Source organism: Arthrobacter sp. E70, assembly GCF_058266945.1.
In genome coordinates this window covers 49,544-68,413 of sequence record NZ_JBYQFR010000013.1, presented here as the reverse complement: position 1 = coordinate 68,413, position 18,870 = coordinate 49,544, and the positions used below count along the sequence as shown (strand labels likewise).

General features: G+C 68.2%; 22 protein-coding genes. 11 read left to right on the top strand and 11 right to left on the bottom strand.

Annotation, left to right across the window (positions count from 1 at the left end; genetic code table 11):
• Nucleotides 1–5: 5 nt before the first annotated feature.
• Genes paaC through paaA form a run of 3 tightly spaced genes read right to left on the bottom strand, consistent with a single transcriptional unit; the run spans nucleotide 6 to nucleotide 2,313 of the window.
• Nucleotides 6–932 (bottom strand): 1,2-phenylacetyl-CoA epoxidase subunit PaaC, encoded by a 927-nt coding sequence (gene paaC, locus AC3IMC_RS16395; RefSeq protein WP_490919689.1) that lies wholly within the window; start codon nucleotides 930–932, stop codon nucleotides 6–8.
• A complete protein-coding gene (gene paaB, locus AC3IMC_RS16390) occupies nucleotides 929–1,321 on the bottom strand; it encodes a 1,2-phenylacetyl-CoA epoxidase subunit PaaB (protein WP_490919688.1) in 393 nt (130 codons plus the stop codon). The genes paaC and paaB overlap by 4 nt, the downstream gene beginning before the upstream one ends.
• Nucleotides 1,318–2,313 carry a 1,2-phenylacetyl-CoA epoxidase subunit PaaA gene (paaA, locus tag AC3IMC_RS16385; protein ID WP_490919686.1) on the bottom strand — a complete coding sequence of 332 codons (996 nt, stop codon included), beginning with the start codon at nucleotides 2,311–2,313 and terminating at the stop codon, nucleotides 1,318–1,320. The genes paaB and paaA overlap by 4 nt, the downstream gene beginning before the upstream one ends.
• A gap of 478 nt (nucleotides 2,314–2,791) precedes the next feature.
• Here paaA and AC3IMC_RS16380 point away from each other — a divergent pair, with 478 nt between their 5' ends.
• From AC3IMC_RS16380 to AC3IMC_RS16370, 3 genes are all read left to right on the top strand, one after another.
• Entirely contained in the window at nucleotides 2,792–3,481 is a 690-nt protein-coding gene (locus AC3IMC_RS16380; RefSeq protein WP_490919685.1) for an SGNH/GDSL hydrolase family protein, read from the top strand.
• Nucleotides 3,482–3,699: 218 nt separating this feature from the next.
• Nucleotides 3,700–4,668, top strand: a complete 969-nt coding sequence (locus tag AC3IMC_RS16375) for a metallophosphoesterase (protein ID WP_490919684.1) — start codon at nucleotides 3,700–3,702, stop codon at nucleotides 4,666–4,668.
• Nucleotides 4,669–4,828: 160 nt separating this feature from the next.
• Nucleotides 4,829–5,800, top strand: coding sequence for a hypothetical protein (locus AC3IMC_RS16370; RefSeq protein ID WP_490919683.1), 972 nt, complete (start codon nucleotides 4,829–4,831; stop codon nucleotides 5,798–5,800).
• A gap of 85 nt (nucleotides 5,801–5,885) precedes the next feature.
• Here the strand turns inward: AC3IMC_RS16370 and AC3IMC_RS16365 are convergent, their stop codons facing one another.
• Complete coding sequence (locus AC3IMC_RS16365; protein ID WP_490919682.1) at nucleotides 5,886–6,776, bottom strand: helix-turn-helix transcriptional regulator; 891 nt, start codon at nucleotides 6,774–6,776, stop codon at nucleotides 5,886–5,888.
• A 92-nt stretch (nucleotides 6,777–6,868) separates the two neighbouring features.
• Here AC3IMC_RS16365 and AC3IMC_RS16360 point away from each other — a divergent pair, with 92 nt between their 5' ends.
• The 6 genes from AC3IMC_RS16360 to AC3IMC_RS16335 all read left to right on the top strand — a co-directional run bounded on the left by AC3IMC_RS16360 (nucleotide 6,869) and on the right by AC3IMC_RS16335 (nucleotide 12,138).
• Entirely contained in the window at nucleotides 6,869–7,759 is an 891-nt protein-coding gene (locus AC3IMC_RS16360) for an aldo/keto reductase (RefSeq protein ID WP_490919735.1), read from the top strand.
• A 2-nt stretch (nucleotides 7,760–7,761) separates the two neighbouring features.
• On the top strand, nucleotides 7,762–8,790 hold the full coding sequence (locus AC3IMC_RS16355) for an aldo/keto reductase (protein ID WP_490919681.1): 1,029 nt from the start codon (nucleotides 7,762–7,764) through the stop codon (nucleotides 8,788–8,790).
• A gap of 33 nt (nucleotides 8,791–8,823) precedes the next feature.
• Nucleotides 8,824–9,654, top strand: a complete 831-nt coding sequence (locus AC3IMC_RS16350) for an oxidoreductase (RefSeq protein ID WP_490919680.1) — start codon at nucleotides 8,824–8,826, stop codon at nucleotides 9,652–9,654.
• Nucleotides 9,655–9,859: 205 nt separating this feature from the next.
• Nucleotides 9,860–10,114 (top strand): SHOCT domain-containing protein, encoded by a 255-nt coding sequence (locus tag AC3IMC_RS16345; protein WP_490919679.1) that lies wholly within the window; start codon nucleotides 9,860–9,862, stop codon nucleotides 10,112–10,114.
• Nucleotides 10,114–11,571, top strand: a complete 1,458-nt coding sequence (locus AC3IMC_RS16340; protein WP_490919678.1) for a multicopper oxidase family protein — start codon at nucleotides 10,114–10,116, stop codon at nucleotides 11,569–11,571. Before AC3IMC_RS16345 ends, AC3IMC_RS16340 begins: the two co-directional genes overlap by 1 nt.
• A 135-nt stretch (nucleotides 11,572–11,706) precedes the next feature.
• The gene (locus AC3IMC_RS16335; protein ID WP_490919677.1) at nucleotides 11,707–12,138 is read left to right on the top strand and encodes a hypothetical protein; all 432 of its coding nucleotides are present in this window, start codon (nucleotides 11,707–11,709) and stop codon (nucleotides 12,136–12,138) included.
• A gap of 62 nt (nucleotides 12,139–12,200) precedes the next feature.
• Here the strand turns inward: AC3IMC_RS16335 and AC3IMC_RS16330 are convergent, their stop codons facing one another.
• The 5 genes from AC3IMC_RS16330 to AC3IMC_RS16310 are packed head-to-tail and all read right to left on the bottom strand — an operon-like array spanning nucleotide 12,201 to nucleotide 15,603.
• On the bottom strand, nucleotides 12,201–12,734 hold the full coding sequence (locus AC3IMC_RS16330; RefSeq protein ID WP_490919676.1) for a DinB family protein: 534 nt from the start codon (nucleotides 12,732–12,734) through the stop codon (nucleotides 12,201–12,203).
• A gap of 35 nt (nucleotides 12,735–12,769) precedes the next feature.
• A complete protein-coding gene (locus AC3IMC_RS16325) occupies nucleotides 12,770–14,134 on the bottom strand; it encodes an FAD-dependent oxidoreductase (RefSeq protein ID WP_490919675.1) in 1,365 nt (454 codons plus the stop codon).
• Between the two features lie 13 nt (nucleotides 14,135–14,147).
• Nucleotides 14,148–14,558, bottom strand: a complete 411-nt coding sequence (locus AC3IMC_RS16320) for an arsenate reductase ArsC (RefSeq protein ID WP_490919673.1) — start codon at nucleotides 14,556–14,558, stop codon at nucleotides 14,148–14,150.
• Nucleotides 14,555–15,256, bottom strand: coding sequence for an aquaporin (locus AC3IMC_RS16315; RefSeq protein WP_490919672.1), 702 nt, complete (start codon nucleotides 15,254–15,256; stop codon nucleotides 14,555–14,557). Before AC3IMC_RS16315 ends, AC3IMC_RS16320 begins: the two co-directional genes overlap by 4 nt.
• Nucleotides 15,253–15,603 (bottom strand): metalloregulator ArsR/SmtB family transcription factor, encoded by a 351-nt coding sequence (locus tag AC3IMC_RS16310; protein WP_490919671.1) that lies wholly within the window; start codon nucleotides 15,601–15,603, stop codon nucleotides 15,253–15,255. The genes AC3IMC_RS16315 and AC3IMC_RS16310 overlap by 4 nt, the downstream gene beginning before the upstream one ends.
• Before the next feature lie 119 nt (nucleotides 15,604–15,722).
• Here AC3IMC_RS16310 and map point away from each other — a divergent pair, with 119 nt between their 5' ends.
• Nucleotides 15,723–16,496: a type I methionyl aminopeptidase gene (map, locus tag AC3IMC_RS16305; RefSeq protein ID WP_490919670.1), complete on the top strand. Its 774-nt coding sequence runs from the start codon at nucleotides 15,723–15,725 to the stop codon at nucleotides 16,494–16,496.
• A 2-nt stretch (nucleotides 16,497–16,498) separates the two neighbouring features.
• On the opposite strand, the gene AC3IMC_RS16300 is transcribed toward map, so the two are convergent.
• Nucleotides 16,499–16,990 (bottom strand): GNAT family N-acetyltransferase, encoded by a 492-nt coding sequence (locus tag AC3IMC_RS16300; protein ID WP_490919669.1) that lies wholly within the window; start codon nucleotides 16,988–16,990, stop codon nucleotides 16,499–16,501.
• A gap of 163 nt (nucleotides 16,991–17,153) precedes the next feature.
• On the opposite strand from AC3IMC_RS16300, the gene AC3IMC_RS16295 reads away from it, so the two are divergent.
• Complete coding sequence (locus AC3IMC_RS16295; RefSeq protein ID WP_490919668.1) at nucleotides 17,154–17,639, top strand: hypothetical protein; 486 nt, start codon at nucleotides 17,154–17,156, stop codon at nucleotides 17,637–17,639.
• A 24-nt stretch (nucleotides 17,640–17,663) separates the two neighbouring features.
• Here AC3IMC_RS16295 and AC3IMC_RS16290 read toward each other — a convergent pair whose 3' ends face one another.
• Nucleotides 17,664–18,683: a glycosyltransferase family 4 protein gene (locus AC3IMC_RS16290; RefSeq protein WP_490919667.1), complete on the bottom strand. Its 1,020-nt coding sequence runs from the start codon at nucleotides 18,681–18,683 to the stop codon at nucleotides 17,664–17,666.
• Nucleotides 18,684–18,870 lie beyond the last annotated feature (187 nt).

The following is an 18,870-nucleotide window of genomic DNA, read 5'->3' as shown; positions in this document are numbered from 1 at the left end:
GACGGTCACCAGCTCGCTCCGGGATGCTCACGGGCCAGCACCTGCATCTCCGCGAGGATGTAGCCCAGGTGCTCGGAGTGCTTGCCCTGCCGGCCGCCGCCCGGCGCTGCCGGCACTTCCGGGACCTCGAGTTCCGCTTCGGCGAGGATTTCGCCGGTCAGGCGGTCAAAGTCCTCCTTCAGGGAGGAAGGCGCGACGGCGGCACCCGCCTGGGCGAGCCTGTCGGTCAGTTCGTCGTCACGGAACAGTTCCCCGACGTACGGCCACATGATGCGCAGGCCGTGGATCATCCTGGTGTGCGACTCTTCCGTTCCGCCGGCGAGACGCAGGACCCACTGGGCGCTGTGGTCGCGGTGGTAGTCCACTTCCTTGACGGCCTTCGCGGCGATGGCGGCAAGCGTCTCGTCGGTGGATTCCGTGAGGCGGCGGTAGAGCTCGTACTGGTAGTAGCTCACCACGAACTGGCGGGCGATGGTGGCCGCGAAGTCGCCGTTGGGCTGCTCGAACAGCTGGACGCTACGGAACTCGTGCTCGCGGCGGAAGTAGGCCAGGTCGTCCTCGGACTTGGCCGTGCCGTCCTCGTTGAGCATGCCTGCTCCCGCGTAGGTGAGGAAGCTGCGGGCGTGGCCCAGCTGGTCCAGGGCGATGTTGCCCAGGGCGATGTCCTCCTCCAGCTCGGGCGCGCGGGAGATCCAGTGGCCAAGGCGCTGTGCGAGGATCAGGGCGTCATCGCCGAGGCGGAGGGCGTACTCCGCGGTATCTTCCGTCGGCTTGACCAGGCCCGTTTTGACCTCGAGGGCGATGTCCTCCGGGCGGAGGGCGTTGCCGGGGGTGATGCGGGTGGCGCTGGCGTTCGAGTCGCCGCCGGCCACACCGGTGGAGATGTCGCCGTGGCCGGTGGTTTCCGTTGCTTCGGGGGCCTGGGGGCTCACAGGTGCTTCACTCCCTCGCTCTTGGTGTAGTACGTGGCGTGGCGGTAGTCCTTGCCCTGCGGGGACTCGAAGAAGGAGCCCTTGGAGTCGGGGTCGCTGGCCGCGATGGCGTCGGCCGGGACCACCCAGATGGAGACGCCCTCGTTGCGGCGGGTGTAGAGGTCCCGCGCGTTCCGCAGGGCCATGGCGGCGTCCGGGGCGTGCAGGGATCCGGCGTGGACGTGGCTCAGGCCGCGGCTGGAGCGGACGAAGACCTCCCAGAGGCCCCAGGCACTGCGGTCATGGTGCTGCTCCGGTGCTGCCTCTACTTTGGGGCTGGCCTTGGGGGCTTCGCGGTTGATGTCGGTGGCGGAGCTTGCGGGAGTCTCCGGGTTGCCGTGCGGGCTCATGCTGCGTATTCCTTCTGCATCTTTGCTGTCTGTTTTGCTGCATAAGCCGCAGCTGCTTCGCGGACCCAGGCGCCGTCGTCGTGCGCTGCCCTCCGCCGCTCAAGGCGCTGGGCGTTGCAAGGGCCGCGGCCGGCGAGGACCTCGTGGAACTCGTCCCAGTCCAGCGGGCCGTGCTCCCACTTCTTGGTGTCCTCGTTGAAGCGGATCTGATCATCGGGGAGGGTGAGGCCCAGGACCCGGACCTGCTCCACCATCATGCCGACGAACCGGCTGCGGAGCTCGTCATTGCTGAACCGCTTGATATTCCAGGCCATGGACTGCTTGGAGTTGGGGGAATCGTCGTCCGGCGGGCCGAACATCATCAGGGCCGGGGCGTACCAGCGGTTCACGGCGTCCTGGGCCATCTGCTTCTGCTCCGGGGTGCCGTTGGAAAGTTCCAGCAGGATCTCGAAGCCCTGGCGCTGGTGGAAGGACTCTTCCTTGCAGATGCGGACCATGGCGCGGCCGTAGGGGCCGTACGAGGCGCGGCACAGCGGGACCTGGTTGCAGATGGCTGCGCCGTCCACCAGCCAGCCGATGGCGCCCATATCCGCCCAGGTCAGCGCCGGGTAGTTGAAGATGCTGGAGTAGCGGGCCTTGCCGGCGATGAGGTCGTCCATCATCTTGTCCCTGCTTTGGCCCAGGGTTTCCGCCGCGCTGTAGAGGTAGAGCCCGTGGCCGGCCTCGTCCTGGACCTTCGCCATGAGGATGGCCTTGCGCTTGAGGCTGGGGGCGCGTGAGATCCAGTTGGCTTCCGGCTGCATGCCGATGATTTCCGAGTGGGCGTGCTGGGAGACCTGGCGCAGCAGGGTCTTGCGGTAGGCGGCGGGCATCCAGTCGCGGGGCTCGATCCGGGAGTCCTCGGCGATGATCCGGTCGAAGTGCGCCTGGCCTGCGGCGTCCTCCTCGGGGGTTAGCTCAGCCGGCACTGACTGCAAGTTCTGCGCTGCCATGGTTGCTCCTATGCAAAGACCTTCTGGGACGTGCGGAATTATTTACCGACCGTTCGTTCAGGATATGCGGTGCCGCGGGCGGGCGTCAAGCTTCCGGGTTGCCGCCTTGCCCCCTCCCCCTCCTCCCGGCGCCCCCGCTTGCCTCTCCGCGACCCGCACATTCGATTTCGACGCGCATGTTCCTTTCCGCACCCCATATATCCAGGGCGAGAATGAATTTCCGGGTCGAGGGGTAATTCGCGCGTCGCCACCCTGCTCGCGGGCGGACCGCCGTCGTCCGTTCCTGCCGCCTTTCCGGCAACGCACCGCCACGTCCGGCCCGCTATTCCGCAACGCCCCATCACGTCCTGCGGGGTTTCCACAAACGCGCCATCACCTTCCGCAGCTTTCCCGCAGACCTCCCCGGACTTCCCCCATTTGCTGCCGGATCGCGGCCTAGCATGGGCGCGTGGTTCCCGGCTTCCAGGTTGGAGGAGTGGTGGACAGATCATCGCGGGTTGCGCTTGCAGGCATGGCGGCCGGTGCTGCCATGCTCCTTTGCACGGTGACGGGATGCACCCCGGCCGGTGCCAAGGAGCAGGCTTCCGAGGGCTCCGTCAGGGTTGTGGTGATCGGGGACTCGTTAAGCACCGGATTCGGAACCTCCGCGGATGAGGCCTGGCCGGCGCTGCTGACGTCGGTGCCGCTGCTCAACCACCGGACCATGCAGGTGACCAATGCGGCCGAGAACGGCAGTGGATACCTGGTGACCGGCGAGCACGGGGACACGTTCAGGGAGGAGGTCCAGGCGGCTGTCGGGCCAGACACGGACGTGGTGGTTTTCTTCGGCTCCGACAACGATGAGGGGACAGATCCCGAAGCGCTCCGGGAGGCCGCGGCGTCGACGTTCGCCGCCGCTTCCGCCATTGCTCCGAAGGCGGCGCTGGTGGCTGTGGGTCCGCTGTCGGGCAGCGACGAGCCGGATCCGGAGCTGACCGGTGTCCGCGACTCCGCCGCCGCGGCCGCACAGGATATGGAGGTGCCCTTCATCGACCCCATTGCCGACCAATGGCTGTCAGGCCGCGCCGACGTTCTGTTGGGGCCCGACCGGGAACACCCAAGCATCGCCGGCCAGGAGCTCCTGCGGGACAAGATGCGGGCCATCCTGAGCTCGGCCGTGCAGGGCTGAAGCCGGGGCACTCCGGTGCGGGCCGTCGTCGTACGTTCCTGCCGGCATCCCTGAGTTGAATGCGGATGACCTGCGGGAACCCCTATTGCCCGCGCCTGAAGCCCGACGTTACGTTGGTGCTACCTAAAGCAGACTTGGGCATGGGGGGACATTTGGCAGGCTGGTGGCGCAGTTCGCGGATGCAGGGGCGAGTACCCGGGCGGAGGAAGGCCGCCGCCATGGCCGTTGCCCTTGTCACGGCCATCGGGCTGGCTGGCTGCATCCCCGGGCCCAAGCCCCCGCCTGAGCCGAGTGTGCACTTCACGGCTGTCGGGGACATGGGCATGCAGGACGGCGCCAAGGCCGTGCTGGACAAGATCAAGGAACTCCAGCCCGAATTCAACTTCCACCTGGGCGACCTCTCCTACGGGCAGGGCACCGAGGAGGAGTTCTGCAAGATGGTCACCGACAAGCTCGGGGACCTTCCCTTCCAACTCGTGGCCGGCAACCACGAAAGCAACGGCGAAGGCGGCCACATCCGCAACTACGTCAAGTGCCTGCCGAACAAAATGCCCGGGCTGGAGGGCGAATACGGCACGCAGTGGTACATCGACATTCCACAGGAGAAGCCCCTGGTCCGGCTGATCGCGGTGTCACCGGGCATCGCCTTCGACCAAGGCGACCTGGACTACTCCGAGGACAGCAAGCGCTGGAAGTGGACCGAGGACGCGATCGACGGCGCCCGCACGGAGGGCATTCCCTGGACCGTTGTGGGGATGCATACGGTGTGCTTCAGCATGGGCGAATACAGCTGCGAGGCCGGCCGGGCGCTGACCGACCTGTTGATCGAAAAGAAGGTTGACCTGGTCCTCACCGGCCACGAGCATCTCTACCAGCGCACGTTCCAGCTGGGCATGCCGAACGACTGCTCCAAAGTCCTGGCCCGCGGGAAGTGCGCCGTTGACGACGACGATTCGTTCGCCAAGGGCGCGGGAACGGTCTTCGCCACCTCCGGCCTGGGCGGCAAAAGCATCCGGGACATCAACACCCAGGACTCGGACAGGCCCGTTTTTGCGGCGTGGTCCGGGAGCAACAAGGATCCCGCTTACGGCACCCTCGACATCAAGCTCACAGGCTCCCGGATGGATGTGAAGTTCGTCCCCGCGGAGGGGTACAGCTTCACGGATGCGTTCAGCATCGCGAAGTAGGCAGGCCGCGCGGTTTTCGAGGCGGATATTCCATTCCGCACCTGAAATACCCGGCGCGTCAAGGAATCTGCGGGTCGAAAACGTGGAGAGGGCCGCCAACTTCTCCACATATCGGCAGCCCGGCCTCCCGCCCTTGGCCGGGACAGAGCACATTGGGTACATGTCAGACCTTCCGCCGCTCATCCTGTCCCGCGAGCGCCTGCAGCATGGGTTGACCCCGAACGAGCTCGCCAAGCGCGTGAAGGCCGGCGCCCTGGTTCGCGTCCGGCACGGCGTCTATATCGAGGGGCCGGCGTGGCGGGAGCTGGAGCATTGGGAGCAGTACCGTGTCCGCATCCAGGCTGCGGCGGAGACGCTTGAAACGCCAACCATCTTCGCCCGGCATTCGGCCGCGAGCGTGCTGAAAATACCCACGATTGGCCTGCATCACCCGGTCCAGGCACTGACTTTTAAGAACGACGGCGGCCGGTCACGTGCCGGGGTCAGGCGCCACTTCGCTGCCCGGGCGGGCCTGAGGGTGGTCGAGTTGGAGGGCCTGCTCGTCACCGACAGAATCCGTACCGTCCTGGACCTGGCGGCGTTCGGTCCCTTCACCGAGGCTATTGCGCCCCTGGACCATGTGCTCCGGCCCGACATCGCCCGGCGGCTACCGGCCCTGGACAAGTCGAACCTCGAAGCCGGGATCGGATCCCTATACTCCGCTGCCGCAGGGCGGAGGATCCGCGCAGCGCTTGACTTCGCCGATCCGGCCTCGGGCTCGCCTGGCGAATCCTGGAGCCGGGCGCTGATTCATGTGGCCGGGTTCGAGGCACCGGTCCTCCAACAGAGGTTTACCGACGCGGGAGGCCTGGTGGGCTACGCAGACTTCTTCTGGAAGCGGTCAAGGGTTGTTGGCGAATTCGACGGGCTTGGAAAGTACCTCAAGCCCGAGTTCCTTAAAGGCCGGACCACAGCGGAGGCCGTTATCGCGGAAAAAGAGCGCGAGAACCGGATCCGCGCCCTGGGCTTCCACGTGGTCCGGTGGGACTGGCAGGACCTCAACGCGGGTCGGCTGGAAGGCAAGCTGGCCGCCGCAGGTGTGGCCCGGCGTCGTACTCGCTCTGCCGTTCTCGACGCGCAAAACCGTCCTTGATGCGCATATTCCCTGGCGCACACGTTATACGGGACGCGATATGGAATATGCGAGTCGGATTCGGGAGGCAGTCAGCGCGCCGACCTCAGTTCGGCTCCTGGACCGGCAGGCCAGAGACCGGCACCTCGGCAGCCCGCTGCGTCGCCGCCCAGCTCGCCAAGACCTTCAGGGCATCCTCGGAAGCTGTGCCGGGATCGGCGGTGTACACGTTGATGCGCAGCCCCGGATCGGCGGGGAGCTCCAGCGCTTCGAAGCTCAGGTCCAGGTCCCCCACCACCGGGTGGTGGAGCCGTTTCCGGCCGGTCCGGTGGTACTTCACGTCGTGCCTCGCCCACCGGGAGCGGAACTCCTCGCTGCGGGTGGAGAGCTCGCCGATCAGGTCCGTAAGGTCCTTGTCGTACGGGTTCTTCCCGGCGGTGGAACGGAGGACGGCAACGATGTCGTCCGCGGTGCGCTCCCAGTCCCGGAAGAACGCGTGAGCTTTCGGGTTCAGGAACGTGAACCGGGCACTGTTGGGCGGGGCGCCGTCGGCCATCATGTCCAGGTACAGCGCCGCGCCCAGCTCGTTGGACGCCAGGACGTCGCCGCGGTCGTTGCGGACCCACGCCGGCGCCGCCGTGATGGCATCGATGACGCGCTGCACGCTGGGACGCACGGACAAGGGGCTCCGCTTCCGCCGCACCCGCGGAACAGTTGTGGCCGCACGGGCAAGGTCGAAAAGGTGGGCCGTCTCGGCGTCGTCCAACTGCAGGGCCCGCCCCAAGGCCTCCAGGACGCTGTCCGACGCGCCCGACAGGTTTCCCCGCTCCAGCCGGATGTAGTAGTCGATGCTCAGCCCGGCCAGCATGGCCACTTCCTCCCGGCGAAGCCCGGGGACCCGGCGGTTGCCGCCGTATGCGGGCAGCCCGGCCTCCTCGGGCGTGAGCCTGGCGCGGCGGGATGTCAGGAATTTCCGCACGTCATCGCTGTTGGTCATGCCCCCACGCTACGCCGCGGCCCCGGAAGCGAGGGAGGGACTCACAAACCCTCCCAGAAACGCGCAGACCCACATAGCGTGATGGCATGGTTATGGAACTTACCCTCAACAACGGCGTCACCATGCCCGCACTCGGCCTCGGCGTCTTCCAAAGTCCCCCGGAAGAGACGACGGCGGCCGTCCAGACCGCGCTGGCCACCGGCTACCGGCACATCGACACCGCCGCCGCGTACGGCAATGAGCGGGAGGTGGGCGAGGGCATCCGCCGTTCAGGCCTGCCGCGCCAGGACGTGTTCATCGAGACCAAGGTGTGGGTCAGCGACTACGGCTACGACGAGGCCCTGCACGCCTGGGACAAGGCCGTGGGCAAGCTCGGTGTGGAGCAGCTGGACCTGCTCATCCTGCACCAGCCCGCGCCGGACCGGTTCGAGAAGACCCTCGAAGCGTACAAGGCCCTGGAAACCCTCCTGGAAGACGGGCGCGTGCGGGCCATCGGCGTCAGCAACTTCATGCCGCACCACCTGGAACAGCTGCTCCAGGCCACGGATGTGCTCCCCGCCGTCAACCAGGTGGAGCTGCACCCGTACTTCCAGCAGCCCGCAGTCCAGGCGGCCAACGCCGAATACGACATCCTCACCCAGGCGTGGTCGCCGATCGGCGGCATCACGTTCTATCCCGGCTGGGGCGAGAACCGGAAAAACGTCATGCGGGACCCGGTGATTGCCGGCGTCGCGCACGCCCACGGCAAGACCCCCGCCCAGGTGATGCTGCGCTGGCACCTGCAGCAGGGCCGCTCGGCCATCCCCAAGTCCACCAACCCCGCGCGCATCGCGGAGAACTTCGACGTGTTCGACTTCGAGCTCACCGCCGCGGAGATTGAAGCCATCGATGCCCTGGACACGGGCGTCCGCAGCGGGCCGGACCCGGACGTGCCCCGCCCGGAGCGTTTCGCCATGGTCATCCCCGAAGCCGAAGGAGAGTAGCAATGGAATACCGTCCCCTTGGCCGCACCGGCGTCCAGGTCAGCCCCCTCTGCCTCGGCGCGATGATGTTCGGCCCCTGGGGAAACGACGACCGCGCCGACGCCACCCGCATCATCCACCGCGCCCTCGACGCCGGCATCAACTTCATCGACACCGCGGACGTCTACTCCGGCGGTGCCTCGGAGGAGATCGTGGGCGCGGCGTTGCAGGGAAAGCGCGACGACGTCTTCCTGGCCACCAAGTTCTTCATGCCCATGGACGAAAAGGACCCCAACCAGCGCGGCGGCTCCCGCCGCTGGATCATGCGGGAGGTGGAGAACTCGCTGCGCCGGCTGGACACCGACTACATCGACCTCTACCAGGTGCACCGGCCGAGCCCGGACACCGATGTGGAGGAGACCCTCGGCGCGCTCACGGACCTGGTCCGCCAGGGCAAGGTCCGCTACATCGGCTCCTCGTCCTACTCCGGCTCGCAGATCGTGGAGGCGCAGTGGGCGTCCCGGGAGCGCAACCTGGAGCGGTTCGTCACCGAGCAGCCGCCCTACTCCATCCTGGTCCGCGGCATCGAAGAGGACGTGCTGCCCACGGTGCAGCGCCACGGGATGGGCACCCTCACCTACAGCCCGCTCGCCGGCGGCTGGCTCTCCGGCCGCTGGCGTAAAGACTCCGCGTCCCGGCCCACCTCGAGTGCGCGTCCGAGTGCCCGTTTCGACATGTCCCAGCCCGCCAACCAGCGCAAGCTGGACATCGTGGAGGAGCTGGCGCAGGTGGCCGAGTGGGCAGGCGTCACGCTCATCGAGATGGCCATCGCCTTCGTCATCAACCATCCCGGCGTCACCTCGGCAATCGTGGGCCCCCGCACCATGGAGCAGCTCGAGTCCTACCTCCCCGCCGCGGACACCAGGCTGCCCCACGAGGTGCTCGACCGCATCGACCAACTAGTGGCCCCCGGCGTCACCGTCAACCCGGACGACAACAGCTACGGCGCCCACGAACTCACCCCAAACGCACGACGGCGGCACCGGGCTTAGGCACCCGGGCGTCACCCTACGAAAGGAAAACCAATGGCAACATGGCTCATCACAGGCTGCTCCACCGGACTTGGCCGCGCACTCGCGGAGGCCGTGCTCGCGTCCGGGCACAACGCCGTCGTCACCGCCCGCAACGCCGAAGCCGTCCAGGACATCACCGCCGGCTTCCCCGACACCTCGCGGGCCCTCCCCCTGGACGTCACGGACAAGGCGCAGATCACCGCGGCGGTCAAGGCCGCCGAAGACCGGTTCGGGGGAATCGACGTGCTGGTGAACAACGCCGGGTATGGCTACCGGGCCGCCGTGGAGGAAGCTGACGACGCCGATATCCGCCGCCTGTTCGACACCAACTTTTTCGGCGCGGTGGACATGATCAAGGCTGTGGTGCCCGGGATGCGCGCCAGGAAGTCCGGCTCCATCCTGAACATCTCCTCCATCGGCGCGCGGATCACCCCGCCCGGCTCGGGGTACTACGCGGCCACCAAGGCGGCGCTGGAGGGCATGACCGGATCACTCCGCAGCGAGCTGAAGCCGCTGGGCATCAACGTCACCGCCATCGAACCGGGCGGCTTCCGCACCGACTTTGCCGGCCGCTCGCTCACGCAGTCCGCGACGCCGATCGGAGACTACGCGGACACCGCCGGCAAGCGCCGCAAGGAGCACGACACCGCGCACGGCAACCAGCCCGGCGACCCGGACAAGGCTGCCAGGGCGATTCTCGCCGTCGTCGAGTCCCCCAACCCGCCGGGGCTGCTGGTCCTGGGAACGGACGCGTTCGGTGCCTTCGGCAAGGTGGCGGACGCGCAGCGCGCTGAGCTGGAGCAGTGGCAGGAGTTGAGCACCAGCACCGACATCAAGGACTGACCTCCGCTGATGCGGCCAGCGACGCGGACATTCGTTTTCGACGCGCATACGCAAGCGCGCACCCCAAATATGGGGTGCGACATGGAAAGTGCGCGTCGAAAACGGACAGGCGCGTCGCCGGCATGCCAGCGGGGGACCTCGGACCCTACCTCCCGCCCCGGAACGGGCCAAGAATCGGAAGTACCAACGAGGAAAGGCTCCGGCCATGATGTGGGGTTACGGACAAGGCGGCGGCTGGTGGCTCTGGGGCGTGCTCTTGCTGCTCGGGATAGTGCTGCTGGTGGTGCTGGCGGTGTGGGCGGTGGCCGGCGGCATCCGCGGCGGCCCCCGAGGCTGGCATGGGCAGGGCAGGCCGCCGGCGTCGATGGCCCGGCGGATCCTCGATGAGCGCTTTGCAAGGGGCGAACTGACAGCCGAGCAGTACCGCGAACATCTCAGGGTGCTCGGCGAGGGCCCCTAGTGCGCCCCATCAGCCGCCGGCAGGCACTGCTGCTGGGCGGTGTGGGGGCTGCGGCGACGGCGGTCGGCGGGGCGGGCCTCATCTGGTCACTGTCCTCCCGGCCCACTCCCGTCTCGGGTGGCGAGCTGGTCCAGCCGGACGAACTGCGGAGCGACGCAGGCCGGCTGCAGGTGCAGCTCGAAGCCGCCCCTGCCCAGGTCCGGCTGGGCGGCCGGCAGGTCTCGGCACTGGGCTACAACGGCAGCGTCCCCGGACCCACGCTTCGCCTCAAAGCGGGCGACACCCTGGAGATCGGCCTGGCGAACAACCTGTCGCAGCCCACCAACCTGCACGTGCACGGCCTCCACGTCTCCCCGGAGGGCAACGGCGACAACGTGTTCATCGCCGTGGGCCCCGGCAGTAACTTCGACTACGAGTACACGCTCCCGGAGGACCATCCGCCGGGGGTGTACTGGTACCACCCGCACCACCATGGCATGGTGGCCGACCAGATCTTCGCCGGGCTCTTCGGGGCGATCATCGTGGAGGACCGCCAGCCGATCGAGGCCAGCGCGGAGCGCGTGCTGGTGGTGTCGGACACCGCGGTGGACGGGCTGGGAAATATCAGCCCGGCCTCGGCCATGGACCGGATGGCAGGCCGGGAGGGCGACCTGCTCCTGGTCAACGGCCAGAGCGCTCCCCGGTTCAGTGCCCGCCCCGGGCAGCGGGAACGGTGGCGCATCGTCAACGCCTGCGTGGCGCGGTACCTCCGGCTGCGGCTGGACGGACAGCAGCTGCAGCTGCTGGGCATGGACTCCGGCCGGTTCCAGGAACCCCGGCAGGTGGAAGAGCTCGTGCTCACTCCCGGAAACAGGGCGGATCTGCTGGTCACCACGGCGGCCGGCGACTCCGTCCTGCGGGCCTTCCGGTACAACCGGGGAAGCATGGGCGGGATGATGGGCCAGGGACCGCCTGGACCTCCGGAGCAGGCCGACGGCGTGGCGCTGGCTTTGTTCCGCGTGTCCGGCGACGCTGCCACTCCCCCGGGCGCACTGCCGGCCCAGGCCGCGCCCACGGACCTGAGGCTGGCAACAGTGGCGGCACACCGGCAGATCAACCTGGCCGCCGGGATGGGCATGGGCGGCGCGGGCATGATGCGTTTCACCATCAACGGCAGGGAATTCGACCCGGCCCGCACCGACACCACCGCGGCGGCCGCGACTGTGGAGGAATGGACGCTTACCAACTCCAGCACCATGGACCACCCCTTCCACCTGCACGTCTGGCCCATGCAGGTGATCCAGGACAGCGGCGTCGACCTTTCCCTCCCGGACTGGCGCGACGTGGTGAACGTCCCGGCGAACGGACGGGTCACTGTCCGGGTGGCCTTCGCGGATTTCCGGGGGCGCTCCGCCTACCACTGCCACATCCTGGACCACGAGGACCTGGGCATGATGGGTGCCATTGAAGTGCGCTGAGGACAGCAGCCGGCCCGGGCACGGGCACGGCTCCAAAATCGGGTACACAGTACTCATGACACGGCTCGTGCCCGGTGCGACAGTGGTTCCTAACGCTAGATCGCGTTGCAAGAGGAAGTTGCAAAAGGAACCAGCATGGCAGCAAAACGGCGCCGCTCGGGCAGCAAGGGCGGCGGCAGCATCGGGTGCGCGCCCTTCCTAGTCCTGATCGTCGTAGCCCTCATCATCCAGTACTGGTGGGTCCTGCTCATCGCCGCGGGCCTGGCCGCGATGACGGTGGCCCTGGTCCGCATGGCCAATGCCCCGGCCCGTCCGGCCCGGGTGCCCCCGCCCAGGCCGCAACCCGTCGTGGCCCCGCCTCGACCGGTCCTCAGCGGCGATGACCTCACGGCCCACATTCGCGCCAAGAAACAAGCCGGCCGTGTACGGGACATGCAGGAGTGGGACTACGAGTGGATCCGGTTGAGCCACCCCGGGAAGAGCCTCCGCGAGGTCAACGAGATCGCGAGTGCCCATTTCGCCAGGGGCCGCTCCATCGGCATCAACGGGGACCCGTCGGCCCCCTAGGTCCGGGCGCCCCTAGGTGGCGGGAGTAACTGGGCGGGACTGCACACCCCCGGACAGAGCCGTCAGGACGGCAGAGTGGTCAGGCTCAACTGGGCCCGGTGGTGGCGGTAGTGCTTGGGCGCCCACGACATGATGTCCCGGCGGTCCATCCAGGGGGCGAAGTAGGGATCCCAGGATGTTGGCATCGTCATGCCACGGCCCATGGCCCGGCCGTCCGCGCGGTCATACCAGGCCACGATGGTCCGCGTGGTCCGGTCCATCATCCGCAGCATGCCCCGTGGCGTCAGGACCTTCCCGCCGGCGGCGCTTCCGGCCCAGTTAACCCAGTTGTAGGGCCCGGCGCAGGCATCAAGGAGCCGGCTCCAGTTGCGCGACGCCGACGGCGGCAGGTGCGAGAACAGGCCGAGGAGCGGTATCCCTGCGAGGGCGATGTTCTGCCCGAGCGCCATGTGGAAGAGCAGCTGCCGGTTGGTCCACCGCGTCCCGATGGACGGCCGATCCAGCTCGCCATCCGGAACAGCGAGGATGATCTTCCGGAAGTCGGCGGCGATCCACAGCAGGTCCTCCCGGACCGGATCCTTCCCGGAAGCGTCCACCAGAACCTCCTCTCATTGCCGGTCCCTTGAGACCGTTATACCCCGGCGGTCTCGCCCGTGCGTCCGTGCTGGAAGCCGGTGGCGAACCCGATCGTCACCGGCACGGGGCCCGGGCTTCCGCAGCACGTGTCCGCGGCGTCTTCGGCGTCGGAGGGAAGGCTCGTGGAGCACACGCCGGTCTCCGGGAGTTCGAGTTCGACGGCGTCAGCGGCGTCGGCGTCTCCGGCCAGGGCGGCGGCGATGGACCGGACCTGTTCGTAGCCCGTGGCCATGAGGAACGTCGGCGCGCGGCCGTAGGACTTCATGCCGGCGAGGTAAAAGTCCTTCTCCGGCTGCTCGAGGATCCGGGCGCCATGGGCGGGGACCGTTCCGCAGCTGTGGAAGTCCGGGTCGATCAGCGGGCCAAGGGCCTTGGGTGCGTCCACCGCGGGGTCCAGGTCCAGGCGCAGCTCCGAGAGCATGGCCAGGTCCGGGCGGAAGCCGGTCGCGGGAATGACGCGGTCCACCTCCACGGACCGACCGTCCTCCGCGTGCGCGGTGACGGCGTCGCCGTGCACGTCGAGGGAGGCGGTGTGGAAGTTGGCCAGGAGCTGGACGGCCCCGCTCTCGACGGCGGTGCGGAGCCGGGCGCCGAGCTGGCCGCGGGCTGGCAGCTGGTCGGCGTCCCCGCCCCCGTACGCGCGCGCAGGGGAAGCGGCGCGGATGGCCCACAGGACTTCGGTGCCGGGGTTGGCGCGGGCCACCCGTGCGAGGTCCAGCACCATGTTGGCCGCCGAGTGCCCGGACCCGACAACGAGGGTGCGGCGGCTGGCGAACCCTTTCCCGGAAACGTCCGGCAGCGGGCCGGTAACCAGCCCGGCCGCCCGCGCTTCTGCTTCCCCGGGGGCCGCCAGCCCTGAGGATCCGAGCGGCGCGGGGGTGGTCCAGGTTCCCGAGGTATCGATGACGGCACGCGCCGGCAGCTCGGTGACCGTCCCGCCGTCGTGCTCTATCCGCAGCAGGAACGGCGCCTGGTCCCGCCCCTGGCTGCGGCCCTTGTCCATGCCCTGCCGGGTGACGGCCACAACCCGCGAACGGGTCCTGATCCGGTCCCGCAGTTCAGGCGTTGCCGCCAGGGGCTCCAGGTAGTCGGAGACAATCTGCGAACCGTAGGGCAGCGCGGTGGGCCGGGGGGCTTCCCAGCCGGCGCGTTCGAGCAGGCGCACGGCGGCGGCGTCGAGGTTGTACTTCCAGGTGGAGAACACCCGGACGTGCCCCCATTCGCGGATGGCGGCGCCCACCGCAGGGCCGGCTTCGAGGACGATCGGTTCCAGGCCGCGTTCGAGCAGGTGCGCGGCGGCGGCCAGCCCCACCGGACCGGCACCGATCACGGCAATTGGCAGGGATTCCTGTGGTGCCATCGGGTTCTCCGGTTCAGCTCTGCGCGGGGATCAGGGACGCGATCAGGTCTTCGACGCGGCCCTTGATCTGGTCGCGGATGGGGCGGACGGAGTCGACGCCCTTGCCGGCGGGGTCCTCCAGGACCCAGTCCTCGTAGCGTTTGCCCGGGAAGTAGGGGCATTCGTCGCCGCAGCCCATGGTGATCACCACGTCGGATTCCTTGACGGCCTCGGTGGTGAGGATCTTGGGGATTTCGGCGGACATGTCGATGCCCACCTCGGCCATGGCTTCAACGGCGGCCGGGTTCACCTTGTCCGCAGGCTGCGATCCGGCGGAGCGGACCTCGACCGCGCCCTTGGAGAGAGTGCTGAGGAACGCGGCTGCCATCTGGGAGCGGCCGGCGTTGTGGACGCAGACGAACAGGACTGAGGGCTTGTGGCTCATGAGAGCACCTTTCGGTCGGCCGTGACGACGGCGGGAGTTGCGATGGTTGGGTAGAGGAAACGGACCAGGACGTACCCGGCGGCGCCGCCCAGCAGCTGCGCCAGGATGAAGGCAGGGGCCGACGGCGGTGCGATGCCGGCGAAGGTATCCGTGACCGTCCTGGCGAGGGTCACCGCGGGGTTGGCGAAGCTGGTGGAGCTGGTGAACCAGTACGCGGCCGTGATGTAGCCGCCGACGGCGAACGCGACGCGGTCTGCCCTGCCGGACCGGACAGTGCCGAAGACAATCAACAGCAGCCCGATGGTGGCGAGGACCTCGCCCAGCCAGAGCGCAGGCCCGGTGCGCTGGTGCGTGGACAAGGCAACTGCGTCCAGCCCGAACATCAGGTTCGCGGCCACGGTGCCGGCCAGGCCGCCCAGGACCTGGGCCACAATGAGGCCTGCAGCCGTCTTCGTGCTGAGCATGCCCAGCGCACGTTCCACCAGGGTCACCACGGGATTGAACGACGCCGAGACCGGCTGCAGTGCCAGGATCAGCGCCACCAGCGCGGCACCCGTGGCGAGGCTGTTCTGCAAAAGCTGCAGGCCGGCGTCGTCCGGGGACAGCCTGGACGCCATGACGCCCGAGCCGACCACCGCCATGACCAGGAAGGCGGTGCCGAAGAATTCCGCCGCCGAGCGGCGGGCCAGCAGACTCACGCGGCCTGCCCACCGATCAGGGCCGCCAGGTTCTGCAGCGCCTCGGTCCGGGCGCGGTAGTACACCCACACGCCCCGCTTCTCCCGGTCCAGCAACCCCACCTCGTGCAGGATTTTCAGGTGGTGGCTGATGGTGGGCTGGGACAGCTCGAAGGCGTCGTTGAGGTCGCAGACGCAGGCCTCGCCGCCCTCACGCGAGGCCACCATGGACATCAGCCGCAGCCGCACCGGATCCGCCAGCGCCTTCAGCAGCGGGGCGATTCCTTCCGCGTCCGCGAGGGACAGGGGCTCCCGCGCCAGCGGCGAACAGCAGGCGACCGCCTGGACCGGGGTCAGTTCCAAAGACATAGACACACGTAAATATTCACACTTATCTATGTCTGCCGCAAGAGCACTCCTTGCTGCCGCGTTATGGACTCCGCATAGGATGGCCCCTACAGCAACTGGCCGCGAAGGAAGGGTGCCCCATGATCGAAATCCTGAACCCCGCCGAAGTGGAACGCGCACGGGAGACCGGCGCCCTGGTGGCTGACATCCTGCAGGCCATGAAGAGCCGCGCGGCGGTGGGCACCAACCTGCTGGAGATCGACCAGTGGACCAAGGAGATGATCGCCGAAGCCGGGGCCGAGTCCTGCTACGTGGACTACGCGCCGTCCTTTGGCCGCGGCCCCTTCGGCCACTACATCTGCACGGGCGTCAACGATGCCGTGCTGCACGGACTCCCCCACGACTACGCCCTGGCCGACGGCGACCTGCTGACGCTGGACCTCGCCGTCGTCAAGAACGGGGTTGCCGCGGACGCCGCCATCAGCTTCCTCGTGGGCGGGTCGCGGCCCGCGGAGAGCGTGGCGATGATCGAAGCCACCCAGCGTGCGCTGGCCGCAGGTATCGCCGCCGCCGGCCCGAATGCCAAGATCGGCGACATCTCCTACGCCATCGGCCGCGTCCTCACCGACGCCGGCTACCCCATCAACACGCAGTTCGGCGGCCACGGCATCGGCTCCACCATGCACCAGGACCCGCACGTGCCCAACATGGGCCGCCCCGGCCGCGGCTTCAAGCTCCGGCCCGGGCTGCTGCTGGCCCTGGAGCCATGGATCATGCAGGACACGGCGGAGCTTGTCACGGACGACGACGGGTGGACGCTTCGGAGCGCCACCGGCTGCAGGACCGCCCACACTGAGCACACCATCGCGATCACTGCCGACGGTGCCGAAATCCTGACCCTGCCCAGCAGGTAACGCTATTCCGTCCCGGCCACGGCGCTGCGCCGCTCCAGCAGCAGCGTGTCCTGCCAGTGCCCCGCCTTGGGGCCCCGGCTGATCCGCGCAATCCGTTCCCGGGTGCCCACCACCCGGAAGCCGAGCTTCCGGTGCAGCGCCAGGCTGGCCGTGTTTTCGGGGAAGATGCTGGACTGGATGGTCCAGATCCCCGCGGCTTCGGTGGAGTCGACCAGGGCGGTCAGCAGCAGCCGGCCCACGCCCCGGCCCTGGATTGCGGGGTCCACGTAGATGGAGTGTTCGACGACGCCGCGGTACACCTCCCGCGACGAAACACGGGAGACGGCGGCCCATCCCACCACCCGGCGCGCGTCCTCGGCGATGAGCCGGTGCTCAGGCAACCGCACGCCGTCGAACGCTTCCCAGGTGGGCGGCTCGCTCTCGAAGGTGGCCTCCCCCGTGGCGATGCCGGCGGCGTAGATGGCGTGGACGGCATCCCAGTCTTCCGGGCACATCGGGCGGATTCTCACGGGACTGGCCATGGCCCATTATGGTACGCGCGGCGGGCGGCCCCGGTGCAGGGCCACCCCGTGCTCCTCTTCCCCGGTTCCAAAGACCCTGTTGTGGCGATTCTTCCCGCACTACTGTGGGGCATCCATCACCACTAAGGGAGGCACCATGCACGCGTCACAGCCATTGACCGAAACGGATCGGATCCATCATTTCTCCGAGGGCCTGATGACCCAGCTTGCCCGGGGCAGGGAATGGGCCACGCCTGGGGTCCAGGCTGCGCTGCAAAGGGCGGTGGCCGCCCTGGATGCAGGCATCGAAACGGCCTCCCCGCGCCTTCAGGTGCTGCTGCGCCGGCTGGCCGATGAACTTCCCGGCGGGGTGGAGACTCTTACTCCCCGGGTTCGGAAACAACTGAAGCGTGCCGGTAAGAAGACGCCTGCGCGGCGCACCCGCCCCGTTGCGGTCCGTCCTGAACGGTCGGGACCCAGGATGGGGTGGTGGATCGTAGGAATTGCGGCCCTTGCAGCCGGCGCGGCAGTGTGGCGTGCAAGGCAGGCATCGCAACAAGAGCCTGCCCCCATACTGAACAACCAGGAAACCGGCGACACGGACCGTTACGGCGATGCGGACCTGACTGCGGGCCGCATGTAGGAAAGCGCCTGCTGGTAGCGGCGTTCACGCCGGGCGTGCAAGAAGTTCCCGGTAGAAATCCAGATGGTCCGCCACCATTCTTTCGGCGCTGAACCGCTCGCTGACAGCCCTCCTGCAGTCTGCACGCTCCAGGTCGGCGGCCTTCGGCAGGAGCCCGGACAGCTCCTCGGCCGGGGCCAGGTAACCGGTGATGCCGTGGTCGACGATTTCGGGCGCGGACCCGGAGGGAGTGGCCACGACGGGGGTACCGGTGGCCAGGGCCTCGATCATCACCAGGCCGAACGGCTCCGGCCACTGGATCGGGTTGAGCAGGGCGAAGGAGTCTCCCATCAGGTGATACTTCTCCGGCTCGCCTATTTCTCCGATGAACTCGTCGTCCGGCCCCAAAACCGGCTCCACCACCTCATGGAAGTATTCCAGTTCCGGCGGTTCACTCACCTTCGCAGCAAGCCGCAGGGGAACGCCGGCCGCATGTGCGATCCGGACCGCTTCGAGGGCGCCCTTGTCTGGAGACATCCGCCCCACGAAACAGGCATATCCGCCCTTGCCGGCGCCCACCGGAACCCCGGAAAGGTCCATGCCGTGGTGGATGACCCTGGCAACATTCAGTTCAGGGTGTTCATGGACCTGGTCACGGGAGATGCCGAGGATGCTCGTGTCCCTGCTCATCGCCCGATAGATCTCCGCGATCTCGGGCAGCAGCCTGCCGTGGATGGTGGTGGCCACGGGCACGCCCGGTGGGCGGTGCGCGTAAAGCGGGCCAATCAGGGTGTGGTCATGGATCACATCCACCCCGCGCATGGCTTCGTAGGCCCGGATGATGTGATTCATTTCTGAGCAGCTCATGCCCAGGTCCTGGGAGTCGGCCTCCCGCATTCCCGGTGCCAGTGGCACGGGGCAGCTGCTGCCTGACGGCGCCGCCAGCAGGACGTCCTCGCCCGCCGCTGCAAAACCCCGGGCGAGGGTATCAACCACCCGCTCAATACCCCCGTACGCAGCGGGTGGAACGTCGAACCACGGACTCGATATCAGTCCAATACGCATCATTGCCTCCTGCACGGTGGACGGGCGCAAGCGCTCCGCCCGGATCCATGAACACTGGGATCCCCCGCTGGGTTCCGTACCCCGGGGACGGGCCGCGCAACCAGAAACTGCATGATCGGGGCTGTCCAGCAGGCCGGGCAGCCCCAGGCCCAATGGCGGGCGCTCCCCGGCCGCCGGGGCAGGCACA

What these genes read in the sequence shown, in the direction of transcription:
- paaB (WP_490919688.1), bottom strand. Translation starts at nt 1,321, where the DNA reads ATGAGCCCGCACGGCAACCCGGAGACTCCCGCAAGCTCCGCCACCGAC.
- paaA (WP_490919686.1), bottom strand. Translation starts at nt 2,313, where the DNA reads ATGGCAGCGCAGAACTTGCAGTCAGTGCCGGCTGAGCTAACCCCCGAG.
- AC3IMC_RS16375 (WP_490919684.1), top strand. Translation starts at nt 3,700, where the DNA reads ATGGCCGTTGCCCTTGTCACGGCCATCGGGCTGGCTGGCTGCATCCCC.
- AC3IMC_RS16370 (WP_490919683.1), top strand. Translation starts at nt 4,829, where the DNA reads ATGTCAGACCTTCCGCCGCTCATCCTGTCCCGCGAGCGCCTGCAGCAT.
- AC3IMC_RS16365 (WP_490919682.1), bottom strand. Translation starts at nt 6,776, where the DNA reads ATGACCAACAGCGATGACGTGCGGAAATTCCTGACATCCCGCCGCGCC.
- AC3IMC_RS16360 (WP_490919735.1), top strand. Translation starts at nt 6,869, where the DNA reads ATGGAACTTACCCTCAACAACGGCGTCACCATGCCCGCACTCGGCCTC.
- AC3IMC_RS16355 (WP_490919681.1), top strand. Translation starts at nt 7,762, where the DNA reads ATGGAATACCGTCCCCTTGGCCGCACCGGCGTCCAGGTCAGCCCCCTC.
- AC3IMC_RS16350 (WP_490919680.1), top strand. Translation starts at nt 8,824, where the DNA reads ATGGCAACATGGCTCATCACAGGCTGCTCCACCGGACTTGGCCGCGCA.
- AC3IMC_RS16345 (WP_490919679.1), top strand. Translation starts at nt 9,860, where the DNA reads ATGATGTGGGGTTACGGACAAGGCGGCGGCTGGTGGCTCTGGGGCGTG.
- AC3IMC_RS16335 (WP_490919677.1), top strand. Translation starts at nt 11,707, where the DNA reads ATGGCAGCAAAACGGCGCCGCTCGGGCAGCAAGGGCGGCGGCAGCATC.
- AC3IMC_RS16325 (WP_490919675.1), bottom strand. Translation starts at nt 14,134, where the DNA reads ATGGCACCACAGGAATCCCTGCCAATTGCCGTGATCGGTGCCGGTCCG.
- AC3IMC_RS16320 (WP_490919673.1), bottom strand. Translation starts at nt 14,558, where the DNA reads ATGAGCCACAAGCCCTCAGTCCTGTTCGTCTGCGTCCACAACGCCGGC.
- AC3IMC_RS16310 (WP_490919671.1), bottom strand. Translation starts at nt 15,603, where the DNA reads ATGTCTTTGGAACTGACCCCGGTCCAGGCGGTCGCCTGCTGTTCGCCG.
- map (WP_490919670.1), top strand. Translation starts at nt 15,723, where the DNA reads ATGATCGAAATCCTGAACCCCGCCGAAGTGGAACGCGCACGGGAGACC.
- AC3IMC_RS16300 (WP_490919669.1), bottom strand. Translation starts at nt 16,990, where the DNA reads ATGTGCCCGGAAGACTGGGATGCCGTCCACGCCATCTACGCCGCCGGC.
- AC3IMC_RS16295 (WP_490919668.1), top strand. Translation starts at nt 17,154, where the DNA reads ATGCACGCGTCACAGCCATTGACCGAAACGGATCGGATCCATCATTTC.
- AC3IMC_RS16290 (WP_490919667.1), bottom strand. Translation starts at nt 18,683, where the DNA reads ATGCGTATTGGACTGATATCGAGTCCGTGGTTCGACGTTCCACCCGCT.